Source organism: Plantactinospora sonchi (genome assembly GCF_036422035.1).
In the GTDB taxonomy this organism is placed as follows: domain Bacteria; phylum Actinomycetota; class Actinomycetes; order Mycobacteriales; family Micromonosporaceae; genus Plantactinospora; species Plantactinospora sonchi.
In genome coordinates, this window is record NZ_JAZGQK010000001.1 from 245,161 (window position 1) to 265,437 (window position 20,277).

Consider the following 20,277-nt stretch of genomic DNA (forward strand, 5'->3'; position numbering starts at 1 on the left):
CGGGTGGAGGCGGCCAGCGACCGGAGGCGCGTGGCCAGCGGACCGGTTGTCCGGGCCTGCCGGAACCGGGACGTGCCCGGGCCTGCCAGACCCGGGACCTACTCGGGCTTACCGGAACCGGAGGCGCCCGGCCCGTCGGACTGGTCCGGGCGACCCTGCTCGTCGGACCGGTCACGACCCTGCTCGTCGGCTTGGTCCCGGCCCGGCTCGGCCGGCCCCGGCTCGCTGAAGTCGAAGTCGTCGAGGTCACCCAGTTCGAGCTGGGAGCGGGCGAAAGCGTCCGGGTCGGCGAAGTCCGACTCACCGGGCAGCAGATCCGGGTGACCCCAGAGGGCGTCCCGTCCGGCGATGCCCCGGTGCTCGGTCAGCGCCGCCCACAGCGCCGCCGCCTCACGCAGCCGGCGGGGACGCAGCTCCAACCCGACCAGCGCGGCGAACGTCTGCTCCGCCGGGCCGCCGGCGGCCCGGCGACGCCGGAACGCCTCACCGAGGCGGTTGACGTTGGGCAGCCGACCCGCGGCGGCGGTGTCCACGACGTGGCACACCCACCCCTCCACCAGGGCCAGCGTGGTCTCCAGCCGGGTCAGCGAGGCCTTCTGCGCCGGAGTGTCCTCCGGCGTGAAGATGCCCTCCATGGCCAGCGTCTGCATCGACTCCGGGTTCATCGGGTCGAGCCGGCCCATGGCCTCCTCGATCGCCTCCCGGTTCACCGTGATGCCGGCCGCGTACATCTCGACGGCGGTGAGGACATGGCCGCGCAACCAGGGCACGTGCTGGAAGAGCCGCTGGTGCGCCGCCTCACGCAGGGCGACGTAGAGGCGTACCTCGTCCTCGGGCAGCTCCAGGCCCTCGCCGTACTCCTTGATGTTGGCCGGCACCAGCGCGGCCGTGCCGGCCGGGCCGAGCGGCAGGCCGATGTCGCCGGCCGAGAGCACCTCGGCGGCGAGCGAGCCGAGCGCCTGCCCGAGTTGTCCGCCGAAGAGTGCCCCGCCGAGCGTGCTGAGCATCGACTGCATCGGCCCGAGCTGCGCCCTGGCCTCCGGCGGAACCAGGTCGCCCATCGCGCCCACCATCCGCCCGGCGACCGGGTCGCAGAGCTTCCGCCAGACGTCAAGGGTCCGGTAGATCCACTCGTTGCGGTTCCACGCCACCGAGAGGTGGATGCCGGAGGGATGCGCCGAGGCGGGCTCGAGCCACAGGTCGGCGAGGCGGAGCGCCTCCTCGACGGCGTTGCGCTCGTACGGCGTCACGGCCGGGTCGCCAGCCGCGGCGAGCTGGCTGGCCGCGACCTGGCGGGCCAGGTCCCAGTTGACCGGGCCGCTGCCCGGCGCGGCGAGCAGTTGCTGCAGCTGGGCCATGAACTGCTGCATCTGCCTCGGGTCGTTGGGGTCGGGCGGTTGACCACCCGGCAGGGCGAAGCCGAACGGAATATCAGGCACCCGTCCACGGTACGCGCGCCAACCCGCCGAGCGCCCGCCCCGGTGTTGCGCCGACGGAGAACCCGGGAAAACCCGGAGACTCTCCACGACCCGCCTCAGGGCAGGCCCGGGTTCACCCGGGGAGCGGATCCGCCCGGGGGAGAGGACGGGTTCACCCGGCAGGCGGCCGGCGGTCGCTCGGTACGCTTCCGCCTATGAGACGTCGCGGTGTCACGGTTCTGCTCGGTGCGGTGATCACCGCCCTGCTCAGCCTCGGTCTGCTCGCCGCCCCGATCCCGTACGTCGTGCTCGGCCCCGGCCCGACGGTGGACACCCTGGGCCGGCAGAACGACAAGGAGGTGATCCAGGTGTCCGGCCGGGAGACCTCCACCTCCGCCGGGCAGCTGCGGCTCACCACGGTCGGTGTCCAGCCCGACGTCAAACTGCTCACCGCGATCGCCGGCTGGTTCTCCTCCGACGAGGCCGTGGTGCCGTACGAGCTGATCTACCCGCCGGGGGAGACGCAGCAGGAGGTGGACCAGCGCAATGCCGAGGACTTCGCCGCCTCGCAGACCAGCGCCGAGACCGCCGCGCTGCGTGAACTCGGCTTCCCGGTGCAGGTGGCGGTCAAGAAGGTCACCGCCGGCGGCGCCTCGGAGGGCATCCTCAAGGCCGGCGACATCATCACCTCGGTCGACGACAAGCCGGTGCCGACCGCCGGTACCCTCACCGGGCTGGTGCAGGCCCGTCCGGTGGGCAGCACGCTCAAGATCGGCTACACCAGGGACGGCGCGGCGGCCAGCGCCACCGTCGTGACCAGGTCCACCGACGGCGGACCGCCCCGGATCGGCGTGGAGGTCGAGCAGCGGCAGCCGCACCCGTTCGAGCTGAAGATCGACCTGGGTGACATCGGCGGTCCGAGCGCCGGCCTGATGTTCGCCCTCGGCATCATCGACAAGCTCACCGCCGACGACCTGACCGGGGGGCGGGTCATCGCCGGCACCGGCACGATCAACGACGAGGGCGAGGTCGGGCCGATCGGCGGGATCCCGCAGAAGCTCGTCGGGGCGAAGCACGCCGGCGCGACCTACTTCCTCGTGCCGGCCGACAACTGCGCGGAGGCGGTCCGCAACGCCCAGCCCGGGCTGCCGATGGCCCGGATCGGCACCCTGCAGGACGCACTCAGCGCGCTGTCGACGATCCGGGCGGGTGGTCAACCGCCGAGATGCTGACCGGGCGCCGCCGTCGGTGTGCCCGGTCAACGGTCGCGGACCTGCCGGTTTCCGTCGTTCCGAACGGCCGTTCAGTGCCCGGCTCGACGGGGGACCGATCGTACTCAGGAATACCCCGTAGTCTAGGTGCCTGATCAGAGCCGGTCACTTCCGAACGTGCGGAGCCAACAGTGGTCATGCGTAGCAGCCCCCTACCAAGAATGAGCCGACGCGGCCGCGTCACGGTGGGCGTACTCCTCGGGGTGTTTCTGCTTCTCACCCTGCTCGGCTGGGGTGTGCAGGCGTGGACCGACTGGCTCTGGTTCCAGGAGGTGGACTACACCCAGGTCTTCTCCGGGGTGCTGGTCACCCGGATCCTGCTCTTCGTCGTGATCGGTCTGGCGATGGCGCTGCTGGTGGCCGGCAACATGTGGCTGGCCTACCGGCTCCGCCCGCTGCTGCGGCCGAACTCCCCGGAACAGGTGACGCTGGAGCGGTACCGTTCGGTCCTGGCGCCCCGGATCGGCGTCTGGCTCGCCGTGATCGGCGTGATCGTCGGACTCTTCGCCGGTCTCTCCGCGCAGACCCGGTGGGGCCAGTGGATGCTCTTCCGCAACTCCCAGAACTTCGGGGTACGGGACCCGGAGTTCAACATCGACGTCGGCTTCTACGTCTTCCAGTTCCCGTTCCTGCGTTATCTGCTCGGGGTCGGCTTCACCGCGGTGGTGCTGGCGGTGGTCGGCTCGCTGGCGATGCACTACGTGTTCGGCGGGGTACGGCTGCAGGGCGTCGGCGACCGGATGACCAACGCCGCCCGCGCCCACCTGACCACCCTGGTGGCGGTCTTCGTACTGCTCAAGGCAGTGGCGTACGTGCTCGACCGGCGGGCCATGCTGCTGGAGTTCAACGAGGGTGTGGGGCTCTACGGCGCCGGCTACGCCGACATCAACGCGTTGCTGCCGGCGAAGGAGATCCTGGCGTACATCTCGATCGTGGTCGCGGTCGCGATCATCGTCTTCTCCAACGCGGTGATGCGGAACCTGGTCTGGCCGGGCATCTCGCTCGCCCTGCTCGGCATCTCGGCGGTGGCGATCGGCGGGATCTACCCGTGGGCGGTGCAGACCTTCGAGGTCCGGCCGAGCGTCCGGGACAAGGAGGCGCTCTACATCGAGCGCAGTATCCAGGCCACCCGGGACGCGTTCGGACTCACCGAGAGCAAGTCGTCGCCGTACAGTGCGTCGAACCTGCGGCCGCCGGAGAACCTGGCCACCGACACCACCGTGCTGCCGAACGTCCGACTGCTCGACCCGCAACTGGTCTCCGAGACGTACACCCTCGCCCAGCAGGTGCGTAGCTTCTACGACTTCGGCGAGAAGCTGGACATCGACCGGTACCAGATCGCCGGCAAGACCCAGGACGTCGTGGTCGGCATGCGCGAGATCAACTATCTGAAGCTGACCGACCAGCAGGGCAACTGGATCAACCGGCACACCATCTACACCCACGGCTACGGCATGGTGAGCGCGCCGGCCAACCGGGTCGTCTGCGGCGGTCAGCCCTACTTCGTCTCCGGCTTCCTCGGCGACCAGCGCCAGGAGGGCTGCTCCTCGGCCACCGAGCAGATCGTCGCGGAGCAGCCGCGGATCTACTACGGCGAGCAGATGGACGACGGCGACTACGCGATCGTCGGCCAGACCGACCAGGACCGGCACGTCGAGTTCGACCGGCCCACGGGCGCGAACGGCGGCGAGCAGACCTACACCTACACCGGTTCCGGCGGGGTGGACATCGGCTCGTTCGGTCGCCGACTGCTCTACGCCGTCAAGGAGCAGGAGCCGAACTTCGTCCTCTCCGGGGCGGTGAACGACAACTCCAAACTGCTTTACGTGCGGAACCCCCGGGACCGGGTGGAGAAGGTCGCACCGTTCCTCACCCTGGACGGTGACCCCTACCCGGCGGTGATCGGTGGCCGGATCCAGTGGATCGTCGACGGGTACACCACCGCCGCCACCTACCCGTACGCCCACCAGGTGAACCTGCAGGAGGAGACGGCCGACGAGCTGACCGGCCTCGGCACCTTCGAGCTCGCCCGGGAGAACATCAACTACATCCGGAACTCGGTCAAGGCCACCGTCGACGCGTACGACGGCACGGTCAAGCTCTACGAGACGGACGACAGGGACCCGGTGCTGAGGGCCTGGAACAAGGCGTTCGGCGGCGACCTGGTGATCCCGAAGTCGCAGATTCCGGCCGACCTCGCCGCGCACTTCCGCTACCCGGCGGACCTGTTCAAGGTGCAGCGGAACCTGCTGGCCCGGTTCCACGTGACGAACCCGGCCGAGTTCTTCTCGGGGCAGGACTTCTGGGAGGTGCCGAACGCCCCGGACGCGCCGGACAGCGGCAAGCGGCAGCCGCCGTACTACCTGCTGACCCAGTTCCCGGAGCAGGAGGCGCCGCGTTTCCAGCTCACCTCGGCGGTCACCCCGGCCGGGCGGCAGAACCTCGCCGCGTTGATCAGCGGGTCGTACGTCGACGGCCAGCCCCGGCTGGAGGTGCTGGAACTGCCCGACCAGACGGCGGTCTCCGGGCCGGTGCAGGTGCACCAGAACATGACCAACAACGCGACGATCAGACAGCAGCTCAACCTGCTCACCTCGAACCAGGCGCAGGTGCAGTACGGCAACCTGCTGTCACTGCCCTTCGGCAACGGCATGCTCTACGTCGAGCCGGTCTACGTGAAGAGCAACCAGCAGAACGCCTATCCGCTGCTCCAGCGGGTGCTGATCTCGTACGGCGACGGTGGCCAGTACGTCGCGTTGGCCAACAGCCTGGACGAGGGGGTCAAGGAACTCGTCCGGCAGGCCAAGGCGGCCGGCACCGGCACGCCGCCGCCACCTCCGCCACCCGGCGACAACACCAACCCTCCGCCGCCGGCCGACGGCACGCCGCAGATGACGCCGGAACTGGCCGCCGCCGCGGCCAAGGTGCAGACCGCGATCGCCGACGTGAAGGCCGCCCAGACCTCGGGTGACTTCGCGAAGTACGGCCAGGCCCTCAAGGCACTGGACGACGCGATGAACGAGTTCCAGGCGGCTCAACGGGCCTCCACGCCCGCCTCACCGGCACCGGGGGGCTCCCCGGCGCCGGGCGGCTCCCCGGCCTCCAGCGGCGGGACGCCGAGCCCGCCACCGCCGTCGCCGGGCGGCTGAGTCGCGAGCGGACAACCCTCGACTGAACTGCGGAAGAGCCGTTGACTGAGCCGTCGGAGAACCTTCGGTCGAGTCACGGAAGAATCGCCACCGGCGGTCGCCCTCGGCGGCCGCCGGTGCCGTTTCCGAAACCGTTTTGCCAACGGCGGGCCGGCTGGGCTAACCTCTACGAGCCGACGCGGGGTGGAGCAGCTCGGTAGCTCGCTGGGCTCATAACCCAGAGGTCGCAGGTTCAAATCCTGTCCCCGCTACTGAACCCGAAACGGCCCCTCGGAATTGTCCGAGGGGCCGTTTTCTGTGCGGCTGTTCCGGCGGGGCGAGGCGATCCGGTGGATGGAGATCCGGGTTTCCTCCGGCAGTTCTGCCCTCGTTTTGCGGGCGATGGGCGGTGTGCGCTAGGGTTAACGAGCCGACGCGGGGTGGAGCAGCTCGGTAGCTCGCTGGGCTCATAACCCAGAGGTCGCAGGTTCAAATCCTGTCCCCGCTACCACGGAGTACAGCCCTTCAGGGATCACCTGGAGGGCTGTTCTCATGTCCTGGTCCGGTCGGACGGATGTGGTCGTCGTACCTGACCGCCGGCACCCTGCTTCTCCGCGATCCACCCGACTGTGGCCCTGATCGGACAGGATCGGACCGGTCGTGCGGAGGGGAGCGAGGCGTGGGCGGACGGTCGGAGACGCTGACCGAACTGGCGGGACTGATCCTCGCGGTGGTTCGGCCGCACCCGGTTCGGGTCGCCGTCGACGGCTGTTCGGCGGCGGGCAAGACGACGCTGGCCGACGAACTGGCGCAGGTGCTGCGTACCCGGACCGGACGGTTGGTGATCCGCGCCGGGATCGACCACTTCACACGCGCCGTCGAGTCGCGGGTCGACTATCCGCTCGATTCCCCCGAGAGCTACTACCTGGACTCCTGGGACAATCCGAAGATCCGGGACCAGCTACTGGTCCCGCTCGGCCCGGGCGGCGACCGCCGGTACCGTACGGCGATCATGGACCTGGCCGCCCGGACCGCGATCGACGCGCCGGTCCAGGTGGCGCCGGACGACGCCGTACTGATCGCCGACGGGGTGTTCCTGCAACGTCCGGAGCTGGACGCGTACTGGGACCTGCGGATCTACGTCGACGTCAGCTTCGACACCGTGCTGCGCCGTGGCATCGCCCGTGACCAGGAGCGGATGACGTCCGCCGCGGAGGCGGAGCGTCGGTACCGCACCAAGTACCTGCCCGGGGAGCGGCGCTACGTGACTGAGGTACGGCCCCGCGAGCGCGCCGAGATTGTCGTGGGCAACGAGGAACCGGCGGCGCCCACCCTCCTGGTACGTGTCCGCCCCGGCCCGCCGTCGTAGCCGCGCTGGCCGGCGTCCCGATCGTCGCCGGGCCGGGCCGGGTCGGGTCGGGTCGCGTTGAGACGTCGGTCGCCGGGTCGGGCCGGGACGTCGCGTACCGGTCGGGTCAACCGGTCTGGTCGCGTCGGCTGCTGTGCCGGTCGGTGAGCGGCTCGGCCGCCGGGGCGGCGTTCGGGGTCAGCAGGGAGGCGATCGCCCCGACCAGCGCCATCGCGATGGCGAGCCAGAACACCACGGTCAGCCCGTCGTGGAACGGTACCGAGATCAGGTTGGGGAAGAACTCCCGGCCGACCAGCGTGTGCGCGTTCGACTCCGGCAGTGCGTCGAGCAGTTGGGGGCCGAGCAGCTGCTGGATCGGGTTGTAGCCGAGGAAGGCGGCGAAGAGCGTACCGACCGGCGGCAGCCCGGCGATGGCGTGCGCGGTGTCGTCCGGCACCCCCTGCGCGGTCAGCCCGGACTCCAGGGTGCCCGGCAGGGAGCCGGCCAGTCCGGCCACCATCAGCGAGAAGAAGACGCCGATCGAGAGGACCATGCCGGCGTTCTGGAACGTCGCCCGCATTCCGGAGGCGGCACCCCGGAGCCGGGCCGGGACACTCGACATGATCATCGCGGTGTTCGGCGCGGCGAAGAGGCCGCCACCGAGACCGTTGAGGAAGACCAGTACCGCGAAGATCCAGTAGTTGAAGTCGCTCGGGATGAGCAGCAGGCCGGCGAAGGAGGCGGCCATCACCAGCAGGCCACCGGCGGCGAAGACCCGGGCGCCGAAGCGGTCGGAGAGCGCCCCGGACAGCGGGCCGGCGGCGAGGAACCCGATGGTGAGCGGCAGCAGGTAGATGCCGGCCCAGAGCGGGGTCTGCTCGTAGTTGTAGCCGTGCAGCGGCAGCCAGATTCCCTGCAGCCAGATGATCAGCATGAACTGCAGGCCGCCCCGGGCGATCGAGCCGAGCAGGCTGGCCGCGTTGCCGCTGGCGAAGGCGGAGATCCGGAACAGCCGCAGCGGGAACATCGGCTCGGCCACCCGGCTCTCGATCAGGCAGAACAGCGCGAGTACGACGACTCCGCCGATCAGCCCGGCCAGTACCCACGGATTGGTCCAGCCCATGGTGTGCCCGCCGTACGGCTGGATGCCGTACGTGATGCCGGCCAGCAGCGCGGTGAGGCCGACCGCGAAGGTGAGGTTGCCCCACCAGTCGACCCGCGCCTTGACCCGGACCCGGTTCTCCCGCAGCGAGCGGTATGCCCAGACGGTGCCGAGCAGTCCGATCGGCACGTTCACCCAGAAGATCGACCGCCAGTTCCACTCGGCGAGCAGACCACCGAGCACCAGGCCGATGAACGAGCCGGCGATGCCGGCGACGATGTTGATGCCGAGGGCGGTACCCCGCTGCCGGGCGGGGAAGACGTCGGTGATGATCGCCGCCGAGTTCGCCATCAGCATCGCGCCGCCGACGGCCTGGAGCACCCGCCAGCCGATCAGCCACAGCGCGCCGCCGCCCCCGTCGAACGGATCGAGGGAGAGCACGACCGAGGTGACGGTGAAGAGCGCGAAACCGGCGTTGTAGATGCGCACCCGGCCGTACATGTCGCCGAGGCGGCCGAGCGTGACCACCAGTACCGCGGTGACCAGCATGTAGCCCATCAGCATCCAGAGCAGGTAGCTGACGTTGCCGGGCTCCAGGGGGTTGAGGTGGATTCCGTTGAAGATCGCCGGCAGCGAGATCAGGACGATCGACGAGTTGATCGTGGCGAGCAGCATGCCCAGGGTGGTGTTGGTGAGGGCGATCCACTTGTAGCCCGGGTGGTCCGCCCCACCGCTCAACGCTCCCCGTACCCGCCCGTTCGGGCGACCGGTGCCGCTCCCGGATCCGGCGTCGGTAACCGATGTCATCGTGTTCCGCTCCCTGGCTCGACCGAAGGCCCGTACTCGACCGGGTTCCGTGCCGGTCCGGCGAGTCGGTCCAGTACCGCAAGTGACGTGACGATCGCCGCCCGCTCCTCGGGGGAGACGTCGGCGAGAAGACCGGCCAGGCGCTCCGCCCGGGCCTGACGACGGCGGGCCACCAGCTCCCGGCCGGCCTGGGTGATCGCCACCGCGACCACCCGCCGGTCGGCGGGGTCGCCGCGTCGCTCGGCCAGGCCGTCCCGTTCCAGTCGGCTGATCAGCTGTGTCATCCCGGGCTGGGTCACCCCCTCGGCGACGGCCAGGTCGGAGATCCGCTGCGCACCGGCCTCGTCGAGCAGGTAGAGCGTCGAGGCGGCGGTGAGACTCAGGCCGTCCGGGGTCGTCAGGCGCCGGAGCAGCCGTAGCAGGCGGTCGAAGCTGGTGACCGTCTGGAGCAGGTCCACCCCGGCGTTGGCGTCGCCTGGTAGCGGTCCGGCAGTGTCGGGCGAGGCGGTGCCCGGCCTGGCAGGGTCGGGCGAGGCGGTGCCCGGTCCGGCAGGGTCGGGTGAGGCGGTGCCCGGCCCGGCCCCGTCGGCGTGGGGCGCGGCGGTCCCGGTCGGCCGGAGGCGGCGCTCCGAAGATCGGTTCGTCACCGGACTTTTTTACATCACGGGCTTATAGAAGTGTCTTATGATCCGGGCCACACGCTGGTCACCGCATCGGCGCCGGTCACTGTCGGGTCGACCGGAGGCGCTGTCCGCCCGTACCGCCCGGAGGTTCCGACCGCGTCCTCGGCCGCGTCGCCAGCGGGACTTGCCCGCAGCACCGAGGATGGGGGTATGGAGATTTTCAGAAAGTGGTGGGTCCGGCTGACAACGGTGCTCGGCGTCGCGGCGTTGACGGTGTTCGTGCCGGCGATGGCCTGGGCCTCGACCGGTCCCGGCGAGCTGGTCCTGGAGGCGGCGCGCCGACGCTCCCGGGGCGGCTTCGGCATCTTCGGTCTGGTGTGCTGCCTGGTCGTGGTCGGCGTGATCGTGGTCGTACTTCTCGTCGTGATGCGCAACCGCCGATCGGGCCGCGACTAGCGGTCGGGCGCGGCAGCCGAGCGACGCGGCTGGCCGCGCGGTCGGGACGGTGACGCGGCTGGCCGGGCCCTCCGGACGGTTGAGGGTCGTCCGGGTGTCCGCGGTGAGCTGGCGGTCCGTCCCGTCCACCCGGACACGGTCGGCCGGCCGTCGGGACGATGGCGCAATCGGCCGGGACGTGACGCGGTCGGCCGGGGCGGCGGTCGGCCGCGATCGGGACGGTGACGCGGCGGCTGGTCGGGCCGTCGGGGACGCCCGGGGGCGTCCGGTCGGTCAGCCGGAGGGGCACGGGGGACGGGCGGCCGCCGGCTAACTGGTCAGCGCGGCGTTCGCCTGACTGATGAAGGCGGCGGCGGCCTCCCGGGGAGTGGCCCGCTCGAACTGGACGTTCTCGGCCGCCTGCAGCAGCAGGGTCTTGACCGTGGAGTGCCCCTTCGGCGGAGGCACCGGAGCCGACCCGAACCGGTCGGCCATCTGGACCCCGAAGGCCGCCGTCAGCCGCATGCTCTCGTCGGTCAGCGACTCCTGTACCACCTTGCGGACGTCGAGGTTGGCGCTCAGGCCGCGTTCGGTACCGAGGATGCTGCCGGCCGTGACGTCGTTCACCAGGAAGTCGATGACGTGCACCACGGTGTCCGGGTGTCGGGTGCCCCGGAAGCCGGCCCAGTAGATCGCGGCCCGGGCCCACTGGGCCTCCGGCTCACCCGGATAGCTGACCACCCCGAGCTTGTCCCGGGTCAGCTTCTGCAGCTCGGGCAACTGGTTCGACCAGACGAACGAGGTCGCCGCCCTGCCGCTGGTGACCAGTTGCTTGGTCACGTCACCACTGTTCGCCGGCTGGATGACCTTGGCGGGCGGGGCCGCGCCGCTGCGCCGGGCGCCCTGCCACATCTCGAACCACTCGGTGAGGTCGTCCTCGGTGAAGCCGACCTGTCGGCCCTCGTAGAGTTCCTTCTGCTGGGACCGCAACCACATCCACAGTGCCTTGTAGTCGCCGGACGGGTCCATGGTGCCCGCCACCTCGCCGCCACTGCGCACGGTCACCTGCTCGGCCCAGTCCAGATACTCCGGATAGGACATCCCGATGCGCGGCTCCGGCAGGTTGAGCCGTTGGAGCAGGCTCTTGTTGTAGATCAGGCCGGGGGTGTTCTCCGCCCCCGCCGCGGCGATGGTACGGCCGCCGACCTGGCTGGACTGGGCGAGCCCGCTCGGGAACTTGCGAAGATCGAGCAGGTCCGCCCGGACGTACTCGGTCATGTCCAGCAGGATGTCCCGCTGGGCGTACTCGGTCAGGTAGTTGTCGTCGATCTGGAAGATGTCGGGCGCGTTGCCGGCCGCGGCCTCGGTGGAGAGCCGGTCGTAGTAGCCGGCGTTCCCCTGCCAGGTGAACGTGAAGCGCACGTTCGGGTACCGCTGGCTGTAGACCTCCAGGGCCTGCTTGGTCAGCGCGGCCCGCTGGTCCCCGCCCCACCAGAAGACGGAGAGCTCGATCCGGTTCTGCCGGGGCGTGACCTTCTCGCTGGTGCAGCCGGTGAGCACGAGCACCGCGGCGAGCAGTGCGGCGCCGAGCCGACGCCGGGCCCGGCCGGCCGGGGTGGAAAGGGGGAGAGGCACGACAGCTCCTGACGGCACCGGTCATCTGCGACGGCAACTGGATCATTTACACAGCCGCCCTTGCCAGGTGTCAACGGTCATCCGGCCGGGATCGTCGACCCGGTTTCCGAGGCTGCGGCCAGGTCGGCGTCCGGGGCCGGCGGCCAGCGGGGTGCTGCCCGGACGGCTCGGGGCCACCCCGGACCCGGCAACACCCCGTGATGTACTTGGGCCCGTGGAACTGCTGCATTCAGGCAAGGTCAGGGACGTGTACGCCGACGGCGACGACCTGATCCTGGTTGCCTCCGACCGGGTGTCGGTCTACGACGTGGCGCTGCCTACCCCGATCCCCGACAAGGGCGCACTGCTCACCGCGCTGTCCCTCTGGTGGTTCGAGCAACTGGCCGACCTGGTGCCGAACCACGTCATCTCGGCGACCGACGTACCGGACGAGTTCGCCGGTCGGGCGATCCGGGTGCGCCGGCTCGACATGGTGCCGGTCGAGTGCATCGCGCGGGGCTACCTGACCGGTTCGGGCCTCGCCGACTACCAGCGGACCGGGACGGTCTGCGGCGTCCCGCTCCCACCCGGACTGGTGGAGTCCTCGATCCTGCCGGAGCCGATCTTCACTCCGACGACCAAGGCACCACAGGGCGAACACGACGAGTCGATCACCTTCGACGACGTCGTGACCAAGGTCGGCGCCGAGACCGCCGAGCGGCTCCGCCAGATCACCCTTGACGTCTACCGGCGCGGCGCCGAGCTGGCCGCCGACCGGGGTGTCCTGATCGCGGACACCAAACTCGAACTGGGCTGGGCGCCGGACGGCACCCTGACCCTCGGCGACGAGGTCCTCACCTCCGACTCGTCGCGGTTCTGGTGGGCCGAGAACTACCAACCCGGCCGCCCGCAGTACGCGCTCAGCAAGCAGTTCGTCCGGGACTGGGCGGTCGGCACCGGCTGGGACAAGACGGGTCCGGCCCCGGAGATGCCGCCCGAGGTCGTCGAGGCGACCCGGCAGCGCTACATCGAGGTCTACGAACGGATCACCGGTCGCCGCTGGTGACCGGAACGGCCGGCACGGCGGGCCCGGCCGGGAGCCCGGTCGCGGGCGGCCCGGCCGGCAGCCGGGTGGTGGGTGGCACGACGGGACCGGGCCCGAGCGGCAGGTCGCGGGCGGGTGGCCCGACCGGCAGGTCGTGCGCGGCGAGGAAACCGGCCACCGACGCCGACCACGGATAGCGTTCCGCCTGCTGGCGGGCTGCCGTGCGACGCTCTCCCGCCGGGCGGGCGGCCAGGGCCAGGACCGCGTCCGCGTACGCCGTCCCGGCACCGGTCGCGGCGAGCCCGGCGGCGCCGAGCACCTCCGGTAACGCGCTCTCCGCACTCGCCACCACCGGCGTACCGCTGGCCAGCGCCTCCAGGGCGGCCAGACCGAAGGTCTCCACCGGACCGGGCGCGATCAGCACGTCCGCCGTGGCGAGCAGCCGGGCGAGGCGGTCACGGTCGGCGACGTACCGGAGGAACCGGACCGGCAGGCCGTGGCGCGCGGCCGTGGCGCGCAGCCGGTCCCGGCGCGGCCCGTCCCCGACCACCAGCAGGACCGCCGGTACGCCCCGGGCGCGCAACTCGGCCAGCGCGGCGAGGGACCGTTCGGGGCGCTTCTCCGGCGACAACCGGCCACAGTGCAGCAGGAGCAGTTCGTCGGTGCCGGCGTGGGCGGCCCGGAGTTCCGGGTCGTACCGGTCCGGGTGGAAGTGCCGCAGGTCGACCCCGAGCGGCACCTGGTGCAGGTCGGGCGCGCCGATCCGGCGGAACTCGGCCGCCGCCCAGCCGGTCGTACAGACGATCCGGTCATGGCTGGCGACGGTACGGGTGTTGAGCCGGTCGGCCAGCCCAACGGCACCGAACCGCCCCCGGGTCGACAGCCGCAGCAGCCCGTCCAGGCTCTCGTGCGACACCATAACGGTCGGAATGCCCTGCTCGCGGGCCCAGCGGCCGGTCCAGCGCAGCGTTGTCCGGTCGGAGATCTCCAGCCGGTCCGGGCGGAGTTCCCGCAACAACCGGACGAGTCGTCGCCGGTCGAGCAGCACCCGGTAGCCACCCATTCCGGGTACGGCCGGGCTGGCCACGGTGACGACCCGACCCTGCCCGGTCAGCTCGTCGCTGTCCTGCCGACCGGGCACCACCAGCACCGGCTCGTGACCGGCCGCGGCGTAGCCGGCGCCGAGCTGCCGCAGCGCGGTACGCAGCCCGCCCGAGCTCTCGGTGACGAAGTTCGCCAGCCGTACGATCCGCCTGCCACCCGTCGTCGCGGACCGACCGTTCACGCGGCGGCCTGCCGGGGCCGGAAGAGCCGACCGGGGCGGACACCGCCGACGCCGGAGACGGGGCCGACGCCGCCGCCGTTCCCGGCCACCCCGGCCCGTACCGCCGCGTAGTGCCCGAGCAGTTCGTCGCCGATGACCGACCAGGTACGGCCACCGACCGCGTCCCGCCCGGCCCGCCCGTACGCCGTCCGGCGCTCCGGGTCGACGGCGAGTTCGGCGACCGCGGCGGTGAACGCGACCGGGTCGTCCGGCGGCACCAGAGCGCCGGTGCAACCCGGTTCGACCAGGTCCAGCGGCCCTCCGGCGGCCGGCGCCACCACGGGCAGTCCGCTCGCCATCGCCTCCTGCACGGTCTGACCGAACGTCTCGTACGGGCCGGTGTGCGCGAAGACGTCCAGGCTGGCGTAGATCCGGGCCAGTTGCCGGCCGTGCCGCGGGCCGAGGAAGAGCGCGTTCGGCAGGGCCCGCCGCAGCGCCGGGGCGGCCGGACCGTCGCCGACCACGACCACCCGGACCCCGGGCAGGGTGCTCGCCCCGGCCAGCAGTTCCACCCGCTTCTCCGCCGCCAACCGGCCCACGTAGCCGACCAGGACCTCCCCGTCCGGGGCCAGCGCCCGGCGCAGCGCCGCACTGCGGTGTTCCGGGTGGAACCGGACGCCGTCGACCCCGCGCTGCCACAGCCAGATCCGCCGTACCCCGTGTTCGTGCAGGGCGGTCGCGGTCGCGGTGGACGGGACGAGGGTCCGGTCGGCCGAGTTGTGCACGTACCGCAGCCACCGCCAGGCGGCCGCCTCGGTCACCCGGACCCGGTACGCCCGGGCGTACGCCGCGACGTCGGTCTGGTAGACGGCGACCGACGGCAGGCCGAGCGCCCGGGCCACCGCCACGCCCCGGGCGCCGAGCACGAACGGGCTGGCCAGGTGCACCACGTCGGTACCGTGCGCGCGCAGCGCCGTGGTCAGTTCACGGCCGGGCAGGCCGAGCCGGAACTGTGGATAGCCCGGTGTCGGCACCGACGGCACCCGCAGCACCGGGTACGGCAGCGCCGCGTCCGGAGAACGCTGACCGGTACGCCCCGCCGGGCCGGCCGCCGGCTGTGGGGCGACCACCATCGGGTGGTGACCACGGCGCACCAGATGCTCCGCCACCCGGACGACCGAGTGCGCCACTCCGTTCACGTCCGGCGGGAACGACTCCGTGACGATCGCGATCCGCATGGGCCCACGGTCGTGCAGGTCTCCGCCGTCCAGGCCACGACATCGTGACCGGCCGGCGAACTGTCATCGACGAAGCGAGACCCCGGCGGCGGTCAGGCTGTCATCGACGAAGCGGGACACCGGCGGCGGTCAGGCTGTCATCGACGAAGCGGGACACCGGTGGTCAGGACCCGGCGTCGGGTACGTCGTCGAGCAGGAAGGTACGCCGCTCGTCCGGAGTGAACGGTCGGGTCGCCCGGGTGTCCGCGGTGGCCAGGAGCCGGTCGACCGGACCGCAGACGTCGCAGCGCCAGACGCGTACCGAGCCGTCGGAGTGCACGGTGGCGATCCGCTCGCCGTCCGGGGCGAAGGTGAACCCGAGCGGCCCGGGACCGAGGGTGCGCAGGGTGACCGGTGTGGTGCCACCGGCGGCCGGCCAGAGCTGGATCCCGGTGAGTTCCTCGCCGCCGAGCAACGCCAGGTGCCGCCCACCGGGCGTGTACGCCAGTCGGGTGGTGGCGTTGCCCTGGCCGGCGGAGGCGAGGACCACGGTCGGGGCGCCGCCGGTCGCCGGCCAGATCCGGATCGTGCTGTCCCGCGCGAGGGCGGCGACCCGGGTGCCGTCCGGACTGAACGACACCGAACTCACCGGCTCGGTCGCGCCGGCCAGCGTCAGCACCGGTCGGTCGGTCGGCGGTCGCGGGTCGTCGCCGGTGACGTCGTGCAGTCGTACGGTGCCGTCGTCGGCGCCGGTGGCCAGCCGGCGGCCGTCCGGGCTGAACGCCGCACCGGTGCCGGCCGGCCCGAGGCGTACCGGCTCCGGCGGCTGGTTGTCGATCCGGTCCCAGAGCGTGATTCCGCCGCCGCCGCTGGTCAGCAACCGTCGACCGGTCGGGTCGAAGGTGATCCGGCTCGCCGGACCGGCCAGGAAGGTGTTCCTGAGTTGGCCGCCGGGCCAGCCCCAGAGTCGTACCGTGCCGGCCGCGTCGAGGCTGGCCAGCCGGGTCCCGTCCGGGGCGAAGGCGACGTCCATCGTCATCCCGGCGTGCCCGGCCAGCACCGCCGGGCCGGTGCCGTCCGGCGTCGGGGAGGCGGTGCCGGTCGGCGAGCCGTTCTCCGGTGGCGGGGAGCCGGCTCCGGAGCTGCCCGGGTCGGCCCTGTCGGTGGCGGGCCAGACCCGGACCGTACCGTCGTAGATGCCGGCGCTGGCCACGTGCCGGCCGTCCGGGCTGAACCGGGCGGCGTGCACGAGACCGGCGTGCGGGCGGAACACGGACGGGTCGTAGGCCCCGCCGACGTCCCAGACCCGGACCGTGCCGTCCTCGCCGACGCTGACCAGCCGACCGTCCGGGGTCAGGGTGAGCGCGCAGACCGCGCCGGCGTGCCCGCGCAGCGGCAGCGGGTCGTTCGTTCCGGCGGTGTCCCAGACCCCGATCACGCCGTAGCTGTTCTTGGTGATCAGCCGACGCCCGTCCGGGCTGAAGACAGCCGGCAGCACCCCCCGGAGCCGGCCGAGCAGCACCGGGCGGTCGCCGCCGGTCACATTCCAGATCCGCAGGCTGCTGCCCTCACCGGCGACGTTGTCGGTGGCCGCCACCCGCCGGCCGTCCGGGCTGAACAGCAGCCCGTCGGCGCTGCCGGTGGAGTCGGCGAGTTCGGTGGGCGGACGCTCCGGTGCGGTCAGGTCCCAGACCCGGGCCGGCCCGGCGACGGTGGCGGCGGCCAGCCGCCGCCCCTGCGGTGACCAGGCCAGCGAGTAGACCCCGCCGCGGCCGGCGTGCGGCAGGACCCGGGCACGCGGTCGCCGGGAGACGTCCCAGATCCGGACCGTACCGTCGCCGTCCCCGGTGGCCAGCCAGCGGCCGTCCGGACTGAACCGGACGTCGAGGACCGCGCCCCGGTGACCGGAGAGCAGGACCGGGCCGCCGCCGAGGTCGGCGGTGTCCCAGAGCCGTACCGCCGGATCCCGGTGCCCGCTGGCCACCCAGCGGCCGTCCGGACTGATCGCCAGGGCGTGCATGTCCCGCCCCGGGTCGGGCAGCGGCACCGGTCCGGACGGCTCGGTCCCGTCCCACCACCACACCGTGCCGTCCGGCGCGGCGACGGCGACGTACCGGCCGTCCGGGGTCAACGCGGCGTTCTTCAGCCGGGTGACCAGGACCCGTCGGGTGTCGAGGATCTGCCGGCTGCCGAGGCCGCGCCAGTGCAGCGTCGCCTGCCGGAACACCGTCTCGGCCTCGGTGTCCGGACGCAGGTCGTACGCCATCCGGGCCAGCATGAACGCCAGTTGCGGATCGCGTGGCAGCTGCGCCCGCGCCCCGGCGACCAGTTGCCGGTGTACGGCAAGATCCCGCTGGTCACGGGCCTGCCCGGCCTGTACGACCGCGACCCCGGCCAGTACGGTCACCACCGCGACGACGCCGGCCAGGGCGCCGCCGACGAGCCGTCGCCGGTTCCGTCGCCGACGTGCCACGGCGTCCTCGGCCGCCCGGCTGGCGTCGAGGAACTCCCGTTCCGGGCCGGTGAGGCTCTCCGGGTGCGCCTGTGCCCAGGCTCGGGCCCGGGACAGCGCCAGCCCCCGGTACAACCCGCCCGGATCGTGGTCGAGGGACCGCCACGACGCGGCGGCCTGGGTCAACCGCCGGTGCACCCGTACGCCGTCGAGGTCCTCCTCCAGCCAGCGGCGCAGTCGGGGCCAGGCGTCGAGCAGCGCCTCGTGGGCCAGCCGGACCGACCGGTCGTCCACGGTGACCAGCCGGGCCGCCGCCAGCCGTTCCAGTACGCCGAGCGTCGGCGGGTCGGTCTCGTCCAGTTCGGAGCGGCCCATCCGGCGGGCGGTGGGCAGTTCGGTCCGGTCCACCCGGTGTGCCGCGTCCGGCTCGTCCCCGGTGCCGATCTCCACCAGTCGGAGCAGCAGGTGGCGGGCCACCCGGCGCTGGTCGACGGTGAACTCCTGCCAAATCCGTTCGGCGCTCTGTGCGACGGCACCGTCCACCCCGCCGGCCGCCCGGTAGCCGGCCAGCGTCACCGCGTTGCCCCGCCGCCGTCGCCACGTCTCCAGCAGCACGTGCGAGGCGACCGGCAGCGCACCGACCCGGCCGGCGACCTGGGCGACGATGGTGGAGACCAGGGCACCCTCGACCATCGCCCCGGCCCGCTCGGCCGGCCGCACCACGGCGTCCCGGATCTGGGTGGCGGTCATCGGACCGATCAGGACCTGGGCGTCGGCCAGCGCGCCGACAAGTTCCGGCAGTTCGGCGCAGCGGCCGTAGAAGTCGGCGCGGACCCCGAGCACCACCCGCAGCCGGCTCCCGGGGGTGTGGACAGCGGTCAGCAGGGCGGCCACGAAGCCGGCCCGGCCGTCGGCGTCCCGGCAGAGTGTGAAGATCTCCTCGAACTGGTCGACGACCAGCCACAGTTCCGACTCCGGCGACGCGTCGGCGAGGAGCTGACGGACGACCAGGTGCAGCCGGGACGGATCGGCGGCCAGGTCGGCACGGAGCGTACCGGCCGGGATCCGCAGCGGCCGGCCGAACTGCACCGCCAACTCGCCGAGCGGGTCCGGTCCCGGCGTCAGCACCAGTACGGCCGGCGCCGGGCCGCCCGCCGCCACCGCGGACGCTCCCGGCGCCGATCCGTTCACCGTCGTTCCCGGCGTCGGGTCGTCCGCCGTCGCTGCCGGGCCGCATGTCGTCGTTCCCGGCGCCGACCCGTTCGCCGTCGCTGCCGGGCCGCCTGTCGTCGCTCCCGGTGTCGGGCCGCCTGTTGTCGCGGCGGGTACCAGACCGGCCCGGAGCACAGAGGACTTGCCGCTGCCGGAGGCGCCGAACAGTGCCACGAACCGCCGGTGCGCCAGTCGGTGCCGCAGGTCGGCGACGACGTCCTCCCGGCCGAAGAACCACTCGGCCCGCTCCGGCCCGTACGCCAGCAGACCCTGGTACGGCATGTCGTCCTCGCCGGCCCGGACCGGATCGGACGGCCCGCCGCCGGTCTCGGTACGGGCGAGGTCCTGCCACCGTGCCGTCCACTCCGCCGGATCCCCGCCGCAGGCGTTGACGTACGCCAGGGTGACGGCGAGGGTCGGCAACCGCCGCCCGCCCGCCGCCTCGGAGAGCGTGGTCGCCGAGAAGTGCGCCCGACGGGCCAGCTCCCGGTAACCCGGGTGGCCGGCCTTCTCCCGGAGCAGTCGCAGCCCGGCCGCGAACTCCATCACCGCGGGGCTGCCCGGCCCCAGCTCACCCTCGGGTCTCGGCACGGCACCCATCCATCCGTACGTCGGTTTGTCCGGGGTTGATTGTCCGGTCCGTCGGCCCGAAGCCGGACAACGAGTCGGCGACTAGACATTGCCTCAACCGGGGTGCGGCAGGCGCCCCACCAGCGAAAAGATCAGGTGATCAGAAATGCGGTTCATCCGTACATCGGTCGGCGGGGTACGGACCCTGGCGGTCCTGCTCGGACTGACCACGGCCCTGCTCGTCGGGACGGCGGCGCCGGCCAGCGCCGCGATCATCACCGTCCAGGACGGCTTCGAGGGGGCCCAGGCGGCGAACTGGAGCTTCACCCACGTGGGTGACGGTGCCGGCGGGATCAGCACCCTGCAGGCCCGTACCGGGGCGCAGGACGGGTTCATCTCGATGCGCAGCGCCGGCTTCTCCTCGGTCGGACGGCGGGTCTCGCTGCCCCCGACGACCAGCTGCACGGCGGGCATCTGGGTCAACCCGGTGCTGGCCAACCAACAGATCAACTTCGAGATCATCGAGCCGAACAGCTTCACGTACGTGGCGCTGAAGACGGTGGTGCTCAGCGGCAGCGCGCCGTACACCTTCATCTCCACCTCGTGGAACCACGGCCCGACGGACGTCCTGGTCCGGGTCTCGCAGATCGGGGTCAACGGTACGACCCTGGGCGCCTGGGTCGACGACCTCGGCATCCTCTGCACCACCTGACTGGTGCAAGGAAGGGCCCCTTCTTATCGCATTCTGTAGAGGAAGGGGCCCTTCCTAAC

13 protein-coding genes and 2 tRNA genes are annotated in these 20,277 nt (G+C 72.1%); 8 read left to right on the top strand and 7 right to left on the bottom strand.

The window, feature by feature from the left end; translation table 11 throughout:
- Nucleotides 1–98 precede the first annotated feature (98 nt).
- Nucleotides 99–1,439, bottom strand: coding sequence for a zinc-dependent metalloprotease (locus V1633_RS01135; protein ID WP_331212186.1), 1,341 nt, complete (start codon nucleotides 1,437–1,439; stop codon nucleotides 99–101).
- 194 nt (nucleotides 1,440–1,633) lie between these two features.
- On the opposite strand from V1633_RS01135, the gene V1633_RS01140 reads away from it, so the two are divergent.
- The 5 genes from V1633_RS01140 (at nucleotide 1,634) to V1633_RS01160 (ending at nucleotide 7,186) form a co-directional block, all read left to right on the top strand.
- Nucleotides 1,634–2,650 carry a YlbL family protein gene (locus V1633_RS01140; RefSeq protein WP_331212187.1) on the top strand — a complete coding sequence of 339 codons (1,017 nt, stop codon included), beginning with the start codon at nucleotides 1,634–1,636 and terminating at the stop codon, nucleotides 2,648–2,650.
- 200 nt (nucleotides 2,651–2,850) lie between these two features.
- Nucleotides 2,851–5,838, top strand: a complete 2,988-nt coding sequence (locus V1633_RS01145; protein ID WP_331212188.1) for a UPF0182 family membrane protein — start codon at nucleotides 2,851–2,853, stop codon at nucleotides 5,836–5,838.
- Nucleotides 5,839–6,015: 177 nt separating this feature from the next.
- Nucleotides 6,016–6,089: transfer RNA gene (locus V1633_RS01150), tRNA-Met, on the top strand.
- A gap of 162 nt (nucleotides 6,090–6,251) precedes the next feature.
- A tRNA-Met gene (locus tag V1633_RS01155) sits at nucleotides 6,252–6,328 on the top strand.
- A 168-nt stretch (nucleotides 6,329–6,496) separates the two neighbouring features.
- Nucleotides 6,497–7,186 carry a nucleoside/nucleotide kinase family protein gene (locus tag V1633_RS01160; protein WP_331212189.1) on the top strand — a complete coding sequence of 230 codons (690 nt, stop codon included), beginning with the start codon at nucleotides 6,497–6,499 and terminating at the stop codon, nucleotides 7,184–7,186.
- 106 nt (nucleotides 7,187–7,292) lie between these two features.
- Here V1633_RS01160 and V1633_RS01165 read toward each other — a convergent pair whose 3' ends face one another.
- Both V1633_RS01165 and V1633_RS01170 read right to left on the bottom strand, forming a co-directional pair.
- Entirely contained in the window at nucleotides 7,293–9,074 is a 1,782-nt protein-coding gene (locus tag V1633_RS01165) for an MFS transporter (RefSeq protein WP_331212190.1), read from the bottom strand.
- Nucleotides 9,071–9,721, bottom strand: coding sequence for a MarR family winged helix-turn-helix transcriptional regulator (locus V1633_RS01170; protein WP_331212191.1), 651 nt, complete (start codon nucleotides 9,719–9,721; stop codon nucleotides 9,071–9,073). The genes V1633_RS01165 and V1633_RS01170 overlap by 4 nt, the downstream gene beginning before the upstream one ends.
- Nucleotides 9,722–9,907: 186 nt before the next feature.
- On the opposite strand from V1633_RS01170, the gene V1633_RS01175 reads away from it, so the two are divergent.
- The gene (locus V1633_RS01175; RefSeq protein ID WP_331212192.1) at nucleotides 9,908–10,153 is read left to right on the top strand and encodes a hypothetical protein; all 246 of its coding nucleotides are present in this window, start codon (nucleotides 9,908–9,910) and stop codon (nucleotides 10,151–10,153) included.
- Between the two features lie 309 nt (nucleotides 10,154–10,462).
- Here V1633_RS01175 and V1633_RS01180 read toward each other — a convergent pair whose 3' ends face one another.
- Nucleotides 10,463–11,767 carry an ABC transporter substrate-binding protein gene (locus V1633_RS01180; protein WP_331212193.1) on the bottom strand — a complete coding sequence of 435 codons (1,305 nt, stop codon included), beginning with the start codon at nucleotides 11,765–11,767 and terminating at the stop codon, nucleotides 10,463–10,465.
- Between the two features lie 214 nt (nucleotides 11,768–11,981).
- On the opposite strand from V1633_RS01180, the gene V1633_RS01185 reads away from it, so the two are divergent.
- Nucleotides 11,982–12,812: a phosphoribosylaminoimidazolesuccinocarboxamide synthase gene (locus V1633_RS01185; protein ID WP_331212194.1), complete on the top strand. Its 831-nt coding sequence runs from the start codon at nucleotides 11,982–11,984 to the stop codon at nucleotides 12,810–12,812.
- On the opposite strand, the gene V1633_RS01190 is transcribed toward V1633_RS01185, so the two are convergent.
- From V1633_RS01190 to V1633_RS01200, 3 genes are all read right to left on the bottom strand, one after another.
- Entirely contained in the window at nucleotides 12,793–14,076 is a 1,284-nt protein-coding gene (locus V1633_RS01190; protein WP_331212195.1) for a glycosyltransferase, read from the bottom strand. The two genes, V1633_RS01185 and V1633_RS01190, sit on opposite strands and share 20 nt — an antisense overlap.
- Nucleotides 14,073–15,293 carry a glycosyltransferase family 4 protein gene (locus V1633_RS01195; protein WP_331212196.1) on the bottom strand — a complete coding sequence of 407 codons (1,221 nt, stop codon included), beginning with the start codon at nucleotides 15,291–15,293 and terminating at the stop codon, nucleotides 14,073–14,075. The genes V1633_RS01190 and V1633_RS01195 overlap by 4 nt, the downstream gene beginning before the upstream one ends.
- 163 nt (nucleotides 15,294–15,456) lie before the next feature.
- The gene (locus V1633_RS01200; RefSeq protein ID WP_331212197.1) at nucleotides 15,457–19,527 is read right to left on the bottom strand and encodes an nSTAND1 domain-containing NTPase; all 4,071 of its coding nucleotides are present in this window, start codon (nucleotides 19,525–19,527) and stop codon (nucleotides 15,457–15,459) included.
- A 145-nt stretch (nucleotides 19,528–19,672) separates the two neighbouring features.
- Here V1633_RS01200 and V1633_RS01205 point away from each other — a divergent pair, with 145 nt between their 5' ends.
- Complete coding sequence (locus V1633_RS01205; protein WP_331212198.1) at nucleotides 19,673–20,218, top strand: hypothetical protein; 546 nt, start codon at nucleotides 19,673–19,675, stop codon at nucleotides 20,216–20,218.
- Nucleotides 20,219–20,277: the final 59 nt, after the last annotated feature.

Coding starts and splice junctions, on each gene's coding strand:
- V1633_RS01140 (WP_331212187.1), top strand. CDS start 1,634: ATGAGACGTCGCGGTGTCACGGTTCTGCTCGGTGCGGTGATCACCGCC.
- V1633_RS01165 (WP_331212190.1), bottom strand. CDS start 9,074: ATGACATCGGTTACCGACGCCGGATCCGGGAGCGGCACCGGTCGCCCG.
- V1633_RS01175 (WP_331212192.1), top strand. CDS start 9,908: ATGGAGATTTTCAGAAAGTGGTGGGTCCGGCTGACAACGGTGCTCGGC.
- V1633_RS01195 (WP_331212196.1), bottom strand. CDS start 15,293: ATGCGGATCGCGATCGTCACGGAGTCGTTCCCGCCGGACGTGAACGGA.
- V1633_RS01205 (WP_331212198.1), top strand. CDS start 19,673: ATGCGGTTCATCCGTACATCGGTCGGCGGGGTACGGACCCTGGCGGTC.
- V1633_RS01145 (WP_331212188.1), top strand. CDS start 2,851: ATGAGCCGACGCGGCCGCGTCACGGTGGGCGTACTCCTCGGGGTGTTT.